14 protein-coding genes are annotated in these 13,266 nt (G+C 62.0%); 10 read left to right on the top strand and 4 right to left on the bottom strand.

The window, feature by feature from the left end; genetic code table 11:
• Positions 1-62: 62 nt before the first annotated feature.
• Both NKI18_RS05445 and NKI18_RS05440 read right to left on the bottom strand, forming a co-directional pair.
• Positions 63-734, bottom strand: coding sequence for a hypothetical protein (locus NKI18_RS05445; RefSeq protein WP_352617629.1), 672 nt, complete (start codon positions 732-734; stop codon positions 63-65).
• Between the two features lie 106 nt (positions 735-840).
• Positions 841-2,415 carry a trimethylamine methyltransferase family protein gene (locus NKI18_RS05440; protein ID WP_352617626.1) on the bottom strand — a complete coding sequence of 525 codons (1,575 nt, stop codon included), beginning with the start codon at positions 2,413-2,415 and terminating at the stop codon, positions 841-843.
• Between the two features lie 309 nt (positions 2,416-2,724).
• Between NKI18_RS05440 and NKI18_RS05435 the strand changes: the two genes are divergently transcribed.
• Positions 2,725-3,423: a cobalamin B12-binding domain-containing protein gene (locus NKI18_RS05435; protein ID WP_023676506.1), complete on the top strand. Its 699-nt coding sequence runs from the start codon at positions 2,725-2,727 to the stop codon at positions 3,421-3,423.
• An 81-nt stretch (positions 3,424-3,504) separates the two neighbouring features.
• Here NKI18_RS05435 and NKI18_RS05430 read toward each other — a convergent pair whose 3' ends face one another.
• Positions 3,505-3,645 (bottom strand): entericidin A/B family lipoprotein, encoded by a 141-nt coding sequence (locus NKI18_RS05430; RefSeq protein WP_023676507.1) that lies wholly within the window; start codon positions 3,643-3,645, stop codon positions 3,505-3,507.
• 64 nt (positions 3,646-3,709) lie between these two features.
• On the opposite strand from NKI18_RS05430, the gene NKI18_RS05425 reads away from it, so the two are divergent.
• Positions 3,710-4,339 carry a DUF1638 domain-containing protein gene (locus tag NKI18_RS05425; protein ID WP_352617623.1) on the top strand — a complete coding sequence of 210 codons (630 nt, stop codon included), beginning with the start codon at positions 3,710-3,712 and terminating at the stop codon, positions 4,337-4,339.
• 8 nt (positions 4,340-4,347) lie between these two features.
• Here the strand turns inward: NKI18_RS05425 and NKI18_RS05420 are convergent, their stop codons facing one another.
• The gene (locus NKI18_RS05420; RefSeq protein WP_352617620.1) at positions 4,348-5,271 is read right to left on the bottom strand and encodes an NAD-dependent epimerase/dehydratase family protein; all 924 of its coding nucleotides are present in this window, start codon (positions 5,269-5,271) and stop codon (positions 4,348-4,350) included.
• A 122-nt stretch (positions 5,272-5,393) separates the two neighbouring features.
• Here NKI18_RS05420 and NKI18_RS05415 point away from each other — a divergent pair, with 122 nt between their 5' ends.
• The 8 genes from NKI18_RS05415 to NKI18_RS05380 all read left to right on the top strand — a co-directional run bounded on the left by NKI18_RS05415 (position 5,394) and on the right by NKI18_RS05380 (position 13,266).
• Positions 5,394-5,969: a DUF4893 domain-containing protein gene (locus NKI18_RS05415; protein WP_352617617.1), complete on the top strand. Its 576-nt coding sequence runs from the start codon at positions 5,394-5,396 to the stop codon at positions 5,967-5,969.
• Positions 5,970-6,048: 79 nt separating this feature from the next.
• A complete protein-coding gene (locus NKI18_RS05410; protein ID WP_352617614.1) occupies positions 6,049-6,831 on the top strand; it encodes a formyl transferase in 783 nt (260 codons plus the stop codon).
• 43 nt (positions 6,832-6,874) lie between these two features.
• Complete coding sequence (locus tag NKI18_RS05405) at positions 6,875-7,786, top strand: fatty acid desaturase (RefSeq protein ID WP_352617611.1); 912 nt, start codon at positions 6,875-6,877, stop codon at positions 7,784-7,786.
• 235 nt (positions 7,787-8,021) lie between these two features.
• Positions 8,022-8,324 carry a virulence factor gene (locus NKI18_RS05400; RefSeq protein WP_352452105.1) on the top strand — a complete coding sequence of 101 codons (303 nt, stop codon included), beginning with the start codon at positions 8,022-8,024 and terminating at the stop codon, positions 8,322-8,324.
• On the top strand, positions 8,317-8,940 hold the full coding sequence (locus NKI18_RS05395; RefSeq protein WP_352617608.1) for a methylenetetrahydrofolate reductase C-terminal domain-containing protein: 624 nt from the start codon (positions 8,317-8,319) through the stop codon (positions 8,938-8,940). The genes NKI18_RS05400 and NKI18_RS05395 overlap by 8 nt, the downstream gene beginning before the upstream one ends.
• Positions 8,937-10,028, top strand: coding sequence for a methylenetetrahydrofolate reductase (locus NKI18_RS05390; protein ID WP_023676515.1), 1,092 nt, complete (start codon positions 8,937-8,939; stop codon positions 10,026-10,028). The genes NKI18_RS05395 and NKI18_RS05390 overlap by 4 nt, the downstream gene beginning before the upstream one ends.
• A gap of 80 nt (positions 10,029-10,108) precedes the next feature.
• Complete coding sequence (locus tag NKI18_RS05385; RefSeq protein ID WP_352617605.1) at positions 10,109-11,083, top strand: methyltetrahydrofolate cobalamin methyltransferase; 975 nt, start codon at positions 10,109-10,111, stop codon at positions 11,081-11,083.
• A 113-nt stretch (positions 11,084-11,196) separates the two neighbouring features.
• Positions 11,197-13,266, top strand: a complete 2,070-nt coding sequence (locus NKI18_RS05380; RefSeq protein WP_023676517.1) for an ASKHA domain-containing protein — start codon at positions 11,197-11,199, stop codon at positions 13,264-13,266.

Raw genomic sequence — 13,266 nt, 5'->3', positions numbered from 1 at the left:
ACCGTCGCAACAAGCTGTAATGAGGCGATCTGCTTCAAGATTTCGTGCGGCATTCGGCGACGCTACAGACGCGCGAATGCTGCCATGTGAAAGGCCTGAACCTCGGCCGGATAGCGATAATCGGTACCGTAAGGACAGGCGTTGCGTTCGAGGCAGCCGCCGGTCCGGCAGGGCGCGCCGTTTTGCCCGCGCACATGGGCCAGACAGGTTTCATGTGCAAAACCATTCGCAGAATAAGCCTCGACCGGACAGGATTTCAGGCAAGCTTTTTCCAAACATGTATCGCAAAGGTGAATCACGTCGTGGGGTTCTTGGAGCGCAATCTCATTTTCGAACAGCAGCGCGCCGCGATAGGCATGCCAGAGCCCATATTTCGGATGCATGAGAATGCCGAGCGGCGACGGCTTCAGCCCCTCCGCACGCATCGCCCATTGCTGGAATGGCAGATAAGGCCTGTCGGACGGCGACACCGCGCGTGCCCCGAATCTTTCGGCCACCGCGCCGATCACTTCGCGAGACCATCTGTCGAGCGGATCGTCGATCGGCTGTGACTGTCTCTCCAGCCAGCGCAGGAAATGCGGCCAAGGTGCGGCGCCCGCCTGCCCCACCAGCAGAACGGATCTGGCGGCAGCGCCGGAGAGACCGGAAGGTGTTTCCTCACCGCCCGCAAAATCGAAGCCGCCGCGAAGCATAAGGCCGTGGGCGGAAAGCGCAGCCGCGATTGTTTCAGTCATGCCGCGCTCGGGATCACCCCTTCTTGTCCGGGTCGGAGAAGGCACTCCGCCAGACTTCCTTGTGGATGATGTTGGCGACTTTAGCCCCGCCTGATTCGGGCTCCTTTCAGGTGAAGGCGTCGGCCATCGACGCCTTCTTCCTGGCGATGAAGTCCTCCAGCCCGTCGTCGATGCCCGGGTCGAGATACGGCGCCTCGTAGCTCTCCAGCCAGCGGCGGGCGAGCTCGTTGGCGCGCTGCGGCGCGGTTTTTTCGCCTTCGGCCAGCCACTGCTCGTAGGAATTGTTATCGGCGATGTTGGAGCGGTAGAACGCGGTCTGGAAATTGGCCTGGGTGTGATCGCAGCCGAGATAGTGGCTGCCTGGGCCGACCTGGCGGATGGCATCCATCGCCTGGCCGTTTTCCGACAGGTCGACACCCTCGGAGAACTTCTGCGTCATGCCGAGCTGGTCTATATCCATCATGAACTTTTCGTAGCAGGAGGCGAGACCGCCCTCAAGCCAGCCGGCCGAATGCAGCACGAAATTGGTGCCGGCGAGGATCGTCGAGTTCAGCGTGTTGGCGCTCTCGTAGGCGGCCTGCGCATCGGGGATTTTTGAAGCACAGAGCGAACCGCCGGTGCGGAACGGCAGGCCGAGCCTGCGGGCAAGCTGTGCGGCGCCATATGAGACCAGCGACGGCTCCGGCGTGCCGAAAGTCGGCGCGCCCGACTGCATCGAGATCGACGAGGCGAAGGTGCCGAACAGCACCGGCGCACCCGGCCGGATCAGCTGTGTGAACGACGCCCCGGCCAGCACCTCGGCCAAAACCTGGGTCAGCGTGCCGGCGACCGTCACCGGGCTCATCGCACCGGCAAGGATGAACGGCGTGACGATGCAGGCCTGATTGTGGCGCGAATAGACCTTCAGCGCTCCCAGCATGGTCTCGTCGAAGACCATCGGCGAGTTGGCATTGATCAGGCTGGTCAGCACCGTGTTGTTCTCGACGAAATCGTCACCGAACACGATCTTGGCCATCGCCACCGTATCTTCAGCGCGCTCGGGCGCGGTCACCGAGCCCATGAACGGCTTGTCCGAATATTTGATATGGCTGTAGACCATGTCGAGATGCCGTTTGTTGACCGGCACGTCGACCGGCTCGCAAACCGTGCCGCCCGAATGGTGGATCGACGGCGCCATATAGGCGAGTTTCACGAAATTCCGGAAATCCTCGATCGTCGCATAGCGCCGAACGCCGTCGAGATCGCGCACGAAGGGCGGTCCATAGACCGGCGCGAACACTGTCGCGTTGCCGCCGATCTGCACCGAGCGCTCGCCGTTGCGGGCGTGCTGGGTATAGACGGACGGAGCGGTCTTCAACAGCGAGCGGCAGAGGCCCTTGGGGAAATGCACCCGCTCGCCCTTGACGTCGGCGCCCGCCTCTTTCCAAAGCTGCAGCGCCTCGGCGTCGTCGCGGAAGATGATGCCGATCTCCTCCAGCACCGTGTCGGTATTCTTTTCGATCAGCGCCAGCCCTTCCTCGTCCAGCACTTCATAGACGTTGATCTTGCGCTTGATATAGGTGAGCTGTGTGCCGGGGCCGCCGCCCGAACGTGCAGCCCGTCGGGCTGCGGCGCCACCGCTGGCAGCGCGCCCGCGCCGTGCGTTTGACGCTTCCTGATCGACCGGCGCGTTCTCACTCATAATCGTTCTTCCCTGGCTTTCGTTCTGGCCTTGATTTACTCCGGCCGGGCTCTTGTACCGGCCTGAAATCCGTTTGCGGCCGCATATTGCGGTCTCTGGCCGGATCGTAGCCATGCACCCTATTCGAAACGGCCCGCCAGCGCCAACGCCTGTCGCAAAATCGACAAGAATTCCAAGAGATTTACGGTCGCTTTCGTTTTGCGGGAAGTCGCAAATCAGCTATGGACAACCGGCCCGTGCGGGTTAGGTATTGACGCGATATTTTTAAGCTGCCGCGATAGTTGTAGCCGGCAAGGAGCCTGAGAAAAAATGGCCGACGACGAGATCATCCTTTCGGAACTCTCCGACGACGAGTTGGTGCAGCAGATGCACGACGATCTTTATGACGGGTTGAAGGAAGAAATCGAGGAAGGCACCAATATCCTTCTCGAGCGCGGCTGGGCGCCTTACAAGGTGTTAACCGAGGCTCTGGTCGAGGGCATGCGCATCGTCGGCGAGGACTTCCGCGACGGCATCCTGTTCGTTCCCGAAGTGCTGCTGTCGGCCAACGCTATGAAGGCCGGCATGTTCATCCTGCGTCCGCTGCTTGTCGCCACCGGCGCGCCGAAGCAGGGCAAGATGGTGATCGGCACCGTTAAGGGCGACATCCACGACATCGGCAAGAATCTGGTCGGCATGATGATGGAAGGCGCCGGCTTCGATGTCATCGACCTGGGCATCAACAATGCGGTCGAAAAATATCTCGATGCCATCGAAAAGCACCAGCCCGACATCATCGGCATGTCGGCGCTGCTGACGACGACCATGCCTTACATGAAAGTCGTCATCGATACGATGAAGGAAAAGGGCATTCGCGATGACTATGTCGTGCTGGTCGGCGGCGCACCGCTCAACGAGGAATTCGGCAAAGCCGTCGGCGCCGACGCCTATTGCCGCGACGCCGCGGTGGCGGTCGAGACCGCCAAGGACTTCATGAAGCGCAAGCACAACGTCCGCGCTTCGGCCTGAGCCAATAAGTCCGGCACCAACGAGAAAAGCCGCGCCTTGCAGTGCGGCTTTTTTATTCCCAAATGTTTAGAGCCGTGCAGATCAGGGTTTCTTGACGGTATCGTCAACTGCCTTCGCAGTGGATTTGATATCCTTACCGACGCCGCGCACCGTGTTGGCGCAGGCCGAAACAGCCAAGGCGCAGGCGAGAATAGCGATTGGCGCAACGCGGAACAATTTCATGATTGGTGTCTCCCTCAGCATATAAATTCGCTGGACAGCAACGAAGATGGATTAGACTGGTTCCATGACTACCGCGCGAAAACAACAATCCGATCAAGGCGACAGGCTGCTCGTCATCGCCTGCGGGATGATTGCGCGCGAAGTTTTGGCGGTCAAGGAGCAGCTCGGGCTCGACCATCTCGACCTGACCTGCCTGCCGGCGGAGTTCCATTTCTATCCGGACCGCATCGCGCCGGCCATGGACAAGGCTATCGAGAAGGCCAAGACCGACGGCTACAGACACATATTCGTCGGCTATGCCGATTGCGGCACGGGTGGCTTGCTCGATCGGATCTGCGAGAAGCATGGCGTCGAGCGCATGGCCGGGCCGCATTGCTTTGCTTTCTACCAGGGCATGGATGCCTATGCGAAGGTCGCCGATAATGACATGATGTCGTTCTACATGACCGATTTCCTCTGCCGGCAATTCGATGCCTTCTTCATGAAGCCGCTCGGCCTCGACAAGCACCCGGAGCTGATCAAGGACTATTTCGGCAATTACGAGAAGCTGATCTATATCGCTCAGACCGACGACCCGGAACTCGACAAGGTCGCCGAAAAGGCGGCGAAAATGCTCGGCCTCGCCTATGAGCGGCGCTCGACCGGCTATGGTGACCTGACGAAGGAACTGGCCAGCGCTGCAATCCTGGCTTGACGATATTTCTAGGCAAAGCGTTCTTCAGCTTCGAGCCCGGCGAGCACATCGGCAAAGCTCGTCTTGCAGACGAAACCCAGCCGGCTCCTCGCCCGCGACGCATCATAGACCCGGTCGATCGACGAAAACATCGTCCAGCCTTTCTTCGTGTAGAGTGCCGGATAATCCGGAAAATAGCGCGCGACGACCGACGGCGCGTCGGCGATCAAGGCCGCGCAATCTTCGGGCTGGAAAGGCGTCGGTGCCGAGATGATGAAAGTGTCGAAGCCCAATTGCGGCGCTTTCTCCAGGGCAGCGATGTGGGCGTCGGCTGCGTCCTCCACAGTCAGCCGGCGGAACAACAGCTCATTGGCCTTGGTGTTGGCATCCGACTGTTCGATCACGTGCGCCATGTCGTCCGCCTCGGGAAAAAACCGGGCGGTGCGCAACACGATCACCGGCAGGCCGAACTGCAAATGATAGAGCCGGCAGAGCTGTTCGGCTGAAAGCTTGGTGACGCCGTAGATGTTGCGCGGTTCAGGCGACAGGTCTTCCGTCAGCCATGCCGCCTTGCGCGCCCCGCCGGTGAAGCCGGTGCGTATGGACTCGGAAATCATTAGCGATGTCGTCGACGTAAACACGAAGCGCTGAACGCCAAAAGCTGCTGCCGCATCGAGCAGGTTGAGCGTGCCGCGCACATTCGTCTCGACGAAATCCTCGTTGCGATGACGTTCGATGTCAGGCTTGTGCAGCGCGCCGCTATGGACGATAGCCTCGATGCGGTTCTCCTCGACCGCCCTCATGACCAGGTCGCGATCGGCGACTGAGCCGACGATTCGCGTTTCGGCGGACGGAACGGGATCGAGGCCGGTGACGTCATGGCCGAAGGCCCGCAGGCGCGGTGCCAAGGCGCTGCCCAGCCAACCCGACGATCCCGTCAGCAAGATCCGCATTCTTTCCACCTCGTTGCTGCTGTCGATGCTCAGGCACGGATGACAGAACGCGGCGAAACATTAAGGTATGCGCCAGACAAGAAAACAGCCTGCTCCAGCCATCAAAAAGGGAAACGCCACCGATGATCGTTCGCCTCATGTTTGCCACAGCAACTGTCCTCTGCTTGACCATGCCCGCGTTCGCCGATGGCGAGGTGCAGAAGCTGATAACGGCTGCCGACAAGGCGCGGCTCGACAAATATGGCGAGACGCGCAAGGCAGCGCTTGACGAGGCGAAGGCCGGCGATCCCGCCGAAGTCAAGCAGCTCGACGCCTTGCTGGCAAAGCCGCTGGTTCCCTTCTCCGACAAGGACCTGACCGGCAATTGGCAATGCCGCACCATCAAGGCCGGCGGATTGAGCCCGCTCGTCATCTATGGCTGGTTCAAATGCAAGGTGAGCGACGACGGTTCCGGCTGGAGACTGGAAAAGATCACCGGCTCGCAGCGCACCAAGGGCCGCTTCTTCGACGATGGCGAGAAACGCGCGATCTATCTCGGTTCCTTCTACGTCAACGACGATCCGGCAAAGCCCTATGGCAGCGGCCCGCAAAGCGATCAGGTCGGCTATGCCTTCCGCAGCAGCGCTAGCGAATGGCGCATCGAGTTCCCGGCGCCCTATTATGAATCGAAGCTCGATATCCTCGAATTCAAGCGCTGAGCCCCGATCACCAAGGATTAACCCGGCCGACGTAGCATTCGCGCGCAAAAGAACAGGTTCTTTGCGGGGGTCGCAGAGCATGGCACGGTCGAAAACAAACCAACGGCCGATCGTCGTCGTCACCGAAGGCGGCCCGCATATCTGGGCGATCGTCAACGCCCTCGCCGATCAACTCGGCCCGGTCAGCGTCATCCTCGAAGCTCCTGAATCCAAAAAGCAATTGCTTCTCGCGCGGGCGCGGCGGCAAGGCTGGACCTCGGCCATCGGTCAACTCGGCACGATGGTGCTGACGCGCCTCGGTAAGCGCTTCTTCGCCGGCCACGCAGCACGGCTTGCCGCCGGGCAGAAGCTGCAAACCGAACCGAAGCCTGGGCAAAAGATCATTTATGTCTCGTCGGCCAACGCGCCGGAGTGCCTGCAGGCGATCGCGGAAATCCAGCCGGGTGTGGTGCTGCTCGCCGGCTGCCGCTTGCTGTCGCGGCAGACGCTGGCGAAAATCCCTTGCCCGGTCCTCAACTACCATGCCGGCATCGCCCCGAAATATCGTGGCATGAACGGCGGCTACTGGGCGCTGGCTTCAGGCGATGCGGAGAACTTCGGCACCACCGTGCATCTGGTCGACGCCGGCGTCGACCCTGGCGGCGTGCTGCGGCAGACGCGTGGCAAACCGCAGCCGGGCGACACAATTTCAAGCTACGCGTTGCGGCAGGCGGCCTTCTCGCGCGACATCTGCGTCGAAGCGGTCAGGGATGCGCTGGTCGGCAAGGTCGGCACGGTGGATCCCGGCCTGCCTTCGAAGCGATGGTATCATCCGACGGTATGGTTTTATCTCTGGACGGGGATAAGGAACGGCGTCTGGTGACGCGCCGATTTACCGGACAGCCACCCGCCACTAACATTGCATCATGAGCGACATCGACCACCGCACCATCATTGCCGGCCTTTCGGTCGAGGACCGTCGCGACCTCACCGCCAGGCTGGACGGACCCGGCATTATCCGGCTGGCCGTCCATGGCGGGCTGGTTGTCGTGCTGGGCGCGCTGATCGCCGCCCGCATTCCGTTCTGGCCGCTTCTCATCTTGCCGCAGGGAATCCTGATCGTCTTCTTCTTCACGCTGTTGCATGAGACCATCCATGAAACGGCGTTCAGAACGGCGTTGCTCAATCGCACCATCGCCACCGTGGCCGGCTTCCTGATCCTGCTGCCGCCGGCATGGTTCCGCTACTTCCATTTCGCCCACCACCGCCACACGCACGACCCGGACAACGACCCCGAACTCATGGCCCCGAAGCCGGAGACCATCGGCCAGTACCTGCGTTATCTCTCCGGCGGGCCCTACTGGAGCGGCATGGCCCGCGTGGTCATAACCAACGCGGCTGGCCGCAACCGCGATGGCTTTGTGCCGGAAAAGGGCCGCGGCAAGGTGGTTGCCGAAGCACGGCTGTTCCTGATCGGCTATGCGGCATTGCTGATGATCTCGCTGGCCGCGCAGTCGGCGCTGCTGCTTTGGGTCTGGATCGTGCCGGTGCTGGTCGGACAGCCGTTTTTGCGTGCCTACCTGCTGGCCGAGCACGCGTTGTGCCCGCATGTCGCCAACATGCTCGAGAACACCCGCACCACCTTCACCACAAGGCTGGTGCGCTTCGTGGCTTGGAACATGCCGTACCATTCCGAGCACCATTCCTATCCGGCCGTTCCCTTCCACCGCCTGCCGCGCTTCCATGACATCGTCGCGGAGCATTTACGCACGACCGAACGAGGTTACGTGCGCTTCCACAGGAAGCTGGTCGGCAGCTACGATGGCCGCGCCGGCTGACCAGTGCTGGAAGAAACCCCGCTTTCAACCGCGGCCGTCGATTGCGTCGCTTTTGAAGGCCCCCGCGTCGTCCCATAACAAGCAGCCCAACAGCGCTTCCGGCAATGCTCGAAACCACTGCATTGGCCAAAAGATCGGAATCGATCTTCGGAGAGCACGATGCAGCGGAGTTAAATGGTAGAGCATCGTTTGTGCGTCCGATTGGACGCACGGCGCTCTGCAGGAGCAGGAAATTATGGCCGATCTGATCGTCGTCTACTGGCGCGACATCCCCGCCCAGGTCATCGTCAAGAAGGGCCGGCAGAACGCCAAGCGCGAACTGCCGCTGCGCTTCACCGAGGCGATCGACATGTGCGCCATGCGCACCGGCGCTGGCGGCACCGACGACTATCTTGCCGAATGGCGCAAGGCAGAACCCCTCCCGGTCAGTGACGATCTTGAAGCCGAGGCCGAGAAGGCTCTTCAGGAACTTGATGCGAAATACGACCGTGAGCGGCTGGTCGCTCTGGTCAAGGCGGGGGGCAAAGAGAATGTCTGATCCCCAATCAATGCCGGCGACGACGGCTCAAGCCGGCGTGACCCAGGCGACCATCGTCAAGAAGGCGGCGCCGAAATCCGACTACAAGCCGGCCGACGTGTCGCCGCAGCGACGTGTGCAGCGCTCTTTCGCGGTGCGGCTTTGGTCTGTGCGGCATTCGCGGCTGCTCGAATGGTTCTACGGCAAATTCGCCGACATGTTCCTGCTCCTCCATCCGCTGTGGAAGGGCATCGGCTACAGCCGGGTCGAAGGGCCCGTGAAATTCGTCGAAAAGCGCGTCAAGGGCTTCATGTTCGACTGCCGCATGTGCGGCCAGTGCATCCTTTCCTCGACCGGCATGTCGTGCCCGATGAACTGCCCCAAACAATTGCGCAACGGCCCTTGCGGCGGTGTCCGCGCCAACGGCAATTGCGAGGTCGAGCCTGATATGCCTTGCGTCTGGGTCAAAGCTTGGGAAGGCTCGCGGAACATGGCGCATGGCGACAAGATTTTTGACGTGCAGAAGCCGGTGGATCAGTCCTTGCGCGAAACCTCCGCCTGGCTGCGGGTCACCGCGCAGGCCGCGGCCGCCCGCGATGCGGCCCGGAATACTACGAAGACCGGAGCGTCGGCATGATCGGCCGTCAGCCAGACGAGAATCCGGCCGGCATCCATTTGCCGCTCGATCCCCTGCCCGGCCACACCTCGCGCGGCCGGCTGGAACGCGTCCTCAGGCGCGGCGAGTTCGCAGTGACGACCGAGCTCAATCCGCCTGACAGCGCCGATCCGGAAGACGTCTACAACCGCGCCAGGATTTTCGACGGTTGGGTCGACGCCATCAATGCCGTCGACGCATCCGGCGCCAACTGCCACATGTCGTCGGTCGGCATCTGCGCGCTGCTGACCCGCATGGGCTATGCCCCGATCATGCAGATCGCCTGCCGCGACCGGAACCGCATCGCCATCCAGGGCGACGTGCTTGGGGGTGCTGCGATGGGCGTCGCCAACATGCTGTGCCTGACCGGCGACGGCGTGCAGGCCGGCGACCAGCCCGGCGCCAAGCCGGTGTTCGATCTCGACTGCATGTCGCTGCTCGAAACCTGCCGCGTTATGCGCGATAACGGCAAATTCCTGTCCGGCCGAAAACTCACGACGCCGCCGCAGCTTTTCCTTGGCGCGGCCATCAACCCGTTCGCGCCGCCGATCGATTTCCGGCCCTATCGGCTGGGCAAGAAGATCGCCGCCGGGGCACAGTTCGTGCAGAGCCAGTACTGCTTCGACGTACCGATGTTCCGCACCTACATGCAGAAGGTCCGCGATCTCGGCTATACCGAGAAATGTTTCATCCTGTGCGGCGTCGGGCCGCTGGCCTCGGCCAAGACGGCCAAATGGATCCGCTCCAACGTACCGGGCATTCACATTCCCGATCAGATCGTCAAGCGCCTGGAAGGCGCCCAGGATCAGAAGAAGGAAGGCAAGCAGCTCTGCATCGACATCATCAATGAGGTGAAGGAAATTCCCGGTGTATCCGGCGTCCATGTGATGGCCTACCGCCAGGAAGAATACGTCGCCGAGATCGTCGACGAATCCGGCGTGCTGAAGGGTCGCCGGCCGTGGAAACGCGAAATCCGCCGCGACGACCAGCTCGTTGCCGACCGGCTCGACCACATACTGCATGACGACCTCACTGAAACCCAGGTCGACATGGTCAAGACCGCGCATTGACAGCGCGAATCGTGAGCATTCGCTTGATCAGAAACAGATAACGATATAAAGAACTCTTTATATCACGATGGAGAGATTTCATGACCCGGACCATCGTCGCGTCGGCGACACGAGAAATCATCATCGGCTTCGATCAGCCCTTCTGCGTGATCGGCGAGCGCATCAACCCGACCGGCCGTAAGAAACTGGCCGCCGAAATGATCGCCGGCAATTTTGAGACCGTCATCAAGGATGCGCTGGAGCAGGCCGCCTGTGGGGCGACCATGCTCGACGTCAATGCCGGCGTCACTGCAGTCGATCCCAACGCCACCGAGCCGGCGCTGCTGGTGCAGACGCTGGAGATCGTGCAAGGCCTGGTCGACCTGCCGTTGTCGATCGACTCCTCCGTGACTGCGGCAATCGAAGCGGCGCTGAAGGTCGCCAAGGGCCGGCCGCTGGTCAATTCCGTCACCGGCGAGGAGGAAAAGCTCGAAGCCATCCTGCCGTTGATCAAGAAATACAACGTTCCCGTCGTCGCCATTTCCAACGACGAGACCGGTATTTCGATGGACCCCGATGTGCGCTTCGCCGTCGCCAAGAAGATCGTTCAGCGCTGTGCCGACTTCGGCATTCCGGCGCATGATGTGGTCGTCGACCCGCTGGTCATGCCGATCGGCGCGCTGGGCGATGCCGGCCGCCAGGTATTTGCCTTGCTACGCCGGCTGCGCGAGGAGCTCAAGGTCAACACCACCTGCGGCCTCTCCAACATCTCGTTCGGCCTGCCGCACCGTCATGGCATCAACGCCGCCTTCATCCCGATGGTGATCGGCGCCGGCATGACCTCGGCGATCATGAACCCGGTGCGGCCGCAGGAAATGGAAGCGGTGCGCGGCGCCAACGTGCTGAACGGCACCGACGAGAACTGCACCAACTGGATCAGGACCTACAAGGACTACAAACCTGCTGAAGGCGGCCGAGCCGTTGCCGCCCGGACGCAGGTCAACGCGCCGGGCGATGGCAATGGCAATGGCGGACGCAGACGCGGCGGCCGCGAAGCGCGTATGGCCCGGGGTTGAGCCAGGTCTTGGCCGACACGATATGGGGCCTAGGACTGGGGAGGAACCGAGACACAGCGGCATCGCTGCCGTGGCCAAGACCCGAGCTGCGTAGAAAGTAAAGTCTGGAACGTATGAACTCTCCCGTCAACATCACCGATCCGCTCGTGCTGTTCATGCCGTCGGGCAAGCGCGGGCGGTTTCCGGTCGGCACGCCGGTTCTGGATGCCGCGCGCCAGCTCGGTGTCTATGTCGAGAGCGTGTGCGGCGGGCGTGCCACTTGCGGGCGTTGCCAGATCGAGGTGCAGGAAGGCAATTTCGCCAAGCACAAGATCGTTTCCTCCAACGATCACCTCTCGCCCAAGGGCGCCAAGGAAGAGCGCTACGAGCGCGTACGCGGCCTGCCCGAGCGCCGCCGGCTGTCCTGCTCGGCGCAGATTCTCGGCGATCTCGTCGTCGACGTGCCGCAGGACACCGTCATCAACGCGCAGACCATCCGCAAGGACGCCGACACCAGGGTCATCGCCCGCGATGCGGCAATCCGCATGTGCTATGTCGAGATCGAAGAACCCGACATGCACAAGCCGCTCGGCGACCTCGACCGTCTGAAGATCGCGCTGATGAAGGACTGGGGCCTCAAGAGCCTCGATTTCGATTTCCATCTGTTGCCGCAGGTGCAAGGCATTTTGCGCAAAGGCAACTGGACCGCGACCGCCGCCATCCACAAGGACACCGACAGCGAGACCGCACGGGTCATCGCTTTGTGGCCCGGCCTCAAGAACGAGGCGTACGGACTTGCCTGCGATATCGGCTCGACCACGATCGCCATGCATCTGGTGTCGTTGCTGTCGGGCCGCGTCGCCGCCTCGTCGGGCACATCCAATCCGCAGATCCGCTTCGGCGAGGATCTGATGAGCCGTGTCTCGTACGTGATGATGAACCCGGACGGCCGCGAAGGCATGACGGTCGCCGTGCGCGAGGCCATTTCGGGGCTTGTGGACAAGGTCTGCACCGAAGGCAACGTCCAACGCAACGACATCCTGGATTCCGTGTTCGTCGGCAATCCGATCATGCACCATCTGTTCCTCGGCATCGATCCGACCGAGCTCGGCGGCGCCCCCTTCGCGCTAGCCGTCTCCGGCGCCGTGCACATCAAGGCATCGGATATCGGTTTGAAGCTCAACCAGGGCGCCAGGCTCTATATGCTTCCTTGCATTGCCGGCCATGTCGGCGCGGACGCTGCCGCAGTGACGCTGTCGGAAGGGCCGCACCGCCAGGACGAGATGATGCTGATCGTCGATGTCGGCACCAATGCCGAGATCGTGCTCGGCAATCGCCAGCGGGTCGTGGCGGCCTCATCGCCAACTGGCCCGGCCTTCGAAGGTGCGGAAATCTCCGGTGGCCAGCGCGCCGCACCGGGTGCCATCGAGCGCGTCCGCATCGATCCTGAAACGCTGGAACCGAAATACCGCGTCATCGGCTCGGAACTCTGGTCCGACGAGCCGGGCTTCCTCGACAGCGTGCAGGCGACCGGCGTCACCGGTATTTGCGGCTCCGGCATCATCGAGGTGGTCGCCGAGATGTATCTCGCCGGCATCATCTCCGAGGACGGCGTCGTCGATGGATCGCTGAGCGGCCACTCGCCTCGCGTCGTCGCCAATGGCCGCACCTTCTCCTATGTGCTGAAGGAAGGCGAGCCCAAGATCACCATCACCCAGACTGATGTGCGCGCTATCCAGCTTGCCAAGGCCGCCCTTTATGCCGGCACCAAGCTTTTGATGGAAAAGCAGCACACCGATCATGTCGACCGCATCCACTTCGCCGGCGCATTCGGCTCGTTCATCGACCCGAAATACGCAATGGTGCTGGGCCTGATTCCGGATTGCGACCTCGACAAGGTCTCGGCCGTTGGCAATGCGGCCGGCGCCGGCGCCCGCATGGCGCTGTTGAACCGTGGCTATCGCCGCGAGATCGAGGAAACCGTTAGCAAGATCGAGAAGATCGAGACGGCGCTAGAGCCGAAATTCCAGGAACATTTCGTTTATGCCATGGCGCTCCCGAACAAGATCGACCCGTTTCCCAAGCTGTCGGCGGCGGTGAAACTGCCGCCGCGCAAGACGGTGAGCGAAGACGGCATTGCCGGCGACGCTGCCCCGCGGCGGCGTTCGCGCGAAGGCCACGCCGCGCGGCGCGGGCGGGGATGA

The organism is Mesorhizobium sp. M0800 (assembly GCF_040320095.1).
GTDB lineage: Bacteria > Pseudomonadota > Alphaproteobacteria > Rhizobiales > Rhizobiaceae > Mesorhizobium.
The sequence above is the reverse complement of the archived record's forward strand: the minus strand, read 5'-3'. Positions and strand labels throughout refer to the sequence as shown.

Coding starts and splice junctions, on each gene's coding strand:
- NKI18_RS05425 (WP_352617623.1), top strand. CDS start 3,710: ATGACTACCGCGCGAAAACAACAATCCGATCAAGGCGACAGGCTGCTC.
- NKI18_RS05380 (WP_023676517.1), top strand. CDS start 11,197: ATGAACTCTCCCGTCAACATCACCGATCCGCTCGTGCTGTTCATGCCG.
- NKI18_RS05445 (WP_352617629.1), bottom strand. CDS start 734: ATGACTGAAACAATCGCGGCTGCGCTTTCCGCCCACGGCCTTATGCTT.
- NKI18_RS05430 (WP_023676507.1), bottom strand. CDS start 3,645: ATGAAATTGTTCCGCGTTGCGCCAATCGCTATTCTCGCCTGCGCCTTG.
- NKI18_RS05435 (WP_023676506.1), top strand. CDS start 2,725: ATGGCCGACGACGAGATCATCCTTTCGGAACTCTCCGACGACGAGTTG.
- NKI18_RS05405 (WP_352617611.1), top strand. CDS start 6,875: ATGAGCGACATCGACCACCGCACCATCATTGCCGGCCTTTCGGTCGAG.
- NKI18_RS05410 (WP_352617614.1), top strand. CDS start 6,049: ATGGCACGGTCGAAAACAAACCAACGGCCGATCGTCGTCGTCACCGAA.
- NKI18_RS05390 (WP_023676515.1), top strand. CDS start 8,937: ATGATCGGCCGTCAGCCAGACGAGAATCCGGCCGGCATCCATTTGCCG.
- NKI18_RS05440 (WP_352617626.1), bottom strand. CDS start 2,415: ATGAGTGAGAACGCGCCGGTCGATCAGGAAGCGTCAAACGCACGGCGC.
- NKI18_RS05395 (WP_352617608.1), top strand. CDS start 8,317: ATGTCTGATCCCCAATCAATGCCGGCGACGACGGCTCAAGCCGGCGTG.
- NKI18_RS05400 (WP_352452105.1), top strand. CDS start 8,022: ATGGCCGATCTGATCGTCGTCTACTGGCGCGACATCCCCGCCCAGGTC.
- NKI18_RS05385 (WP_352617605.1), top strand. CDS start 10,109: ATGACCCGGACCATCGTCGCGTCGGCGACACGAGAAATCATCATCGGC.
- NKI18_RS05420 (WP_352617620.1), bottom strand. CDS start 5,271: ATGCGGATCTTGCTGACGGGATCGTCGGGTTGGCTGGGCAGCGCCTTG.
- NKI18_RS05415 (WP_352617617.1), top strand. CDS start 5,394: ATGATCGTTCGCCTCATGTTTGCCACAGCAACTGTCCTCTGCTTGACC.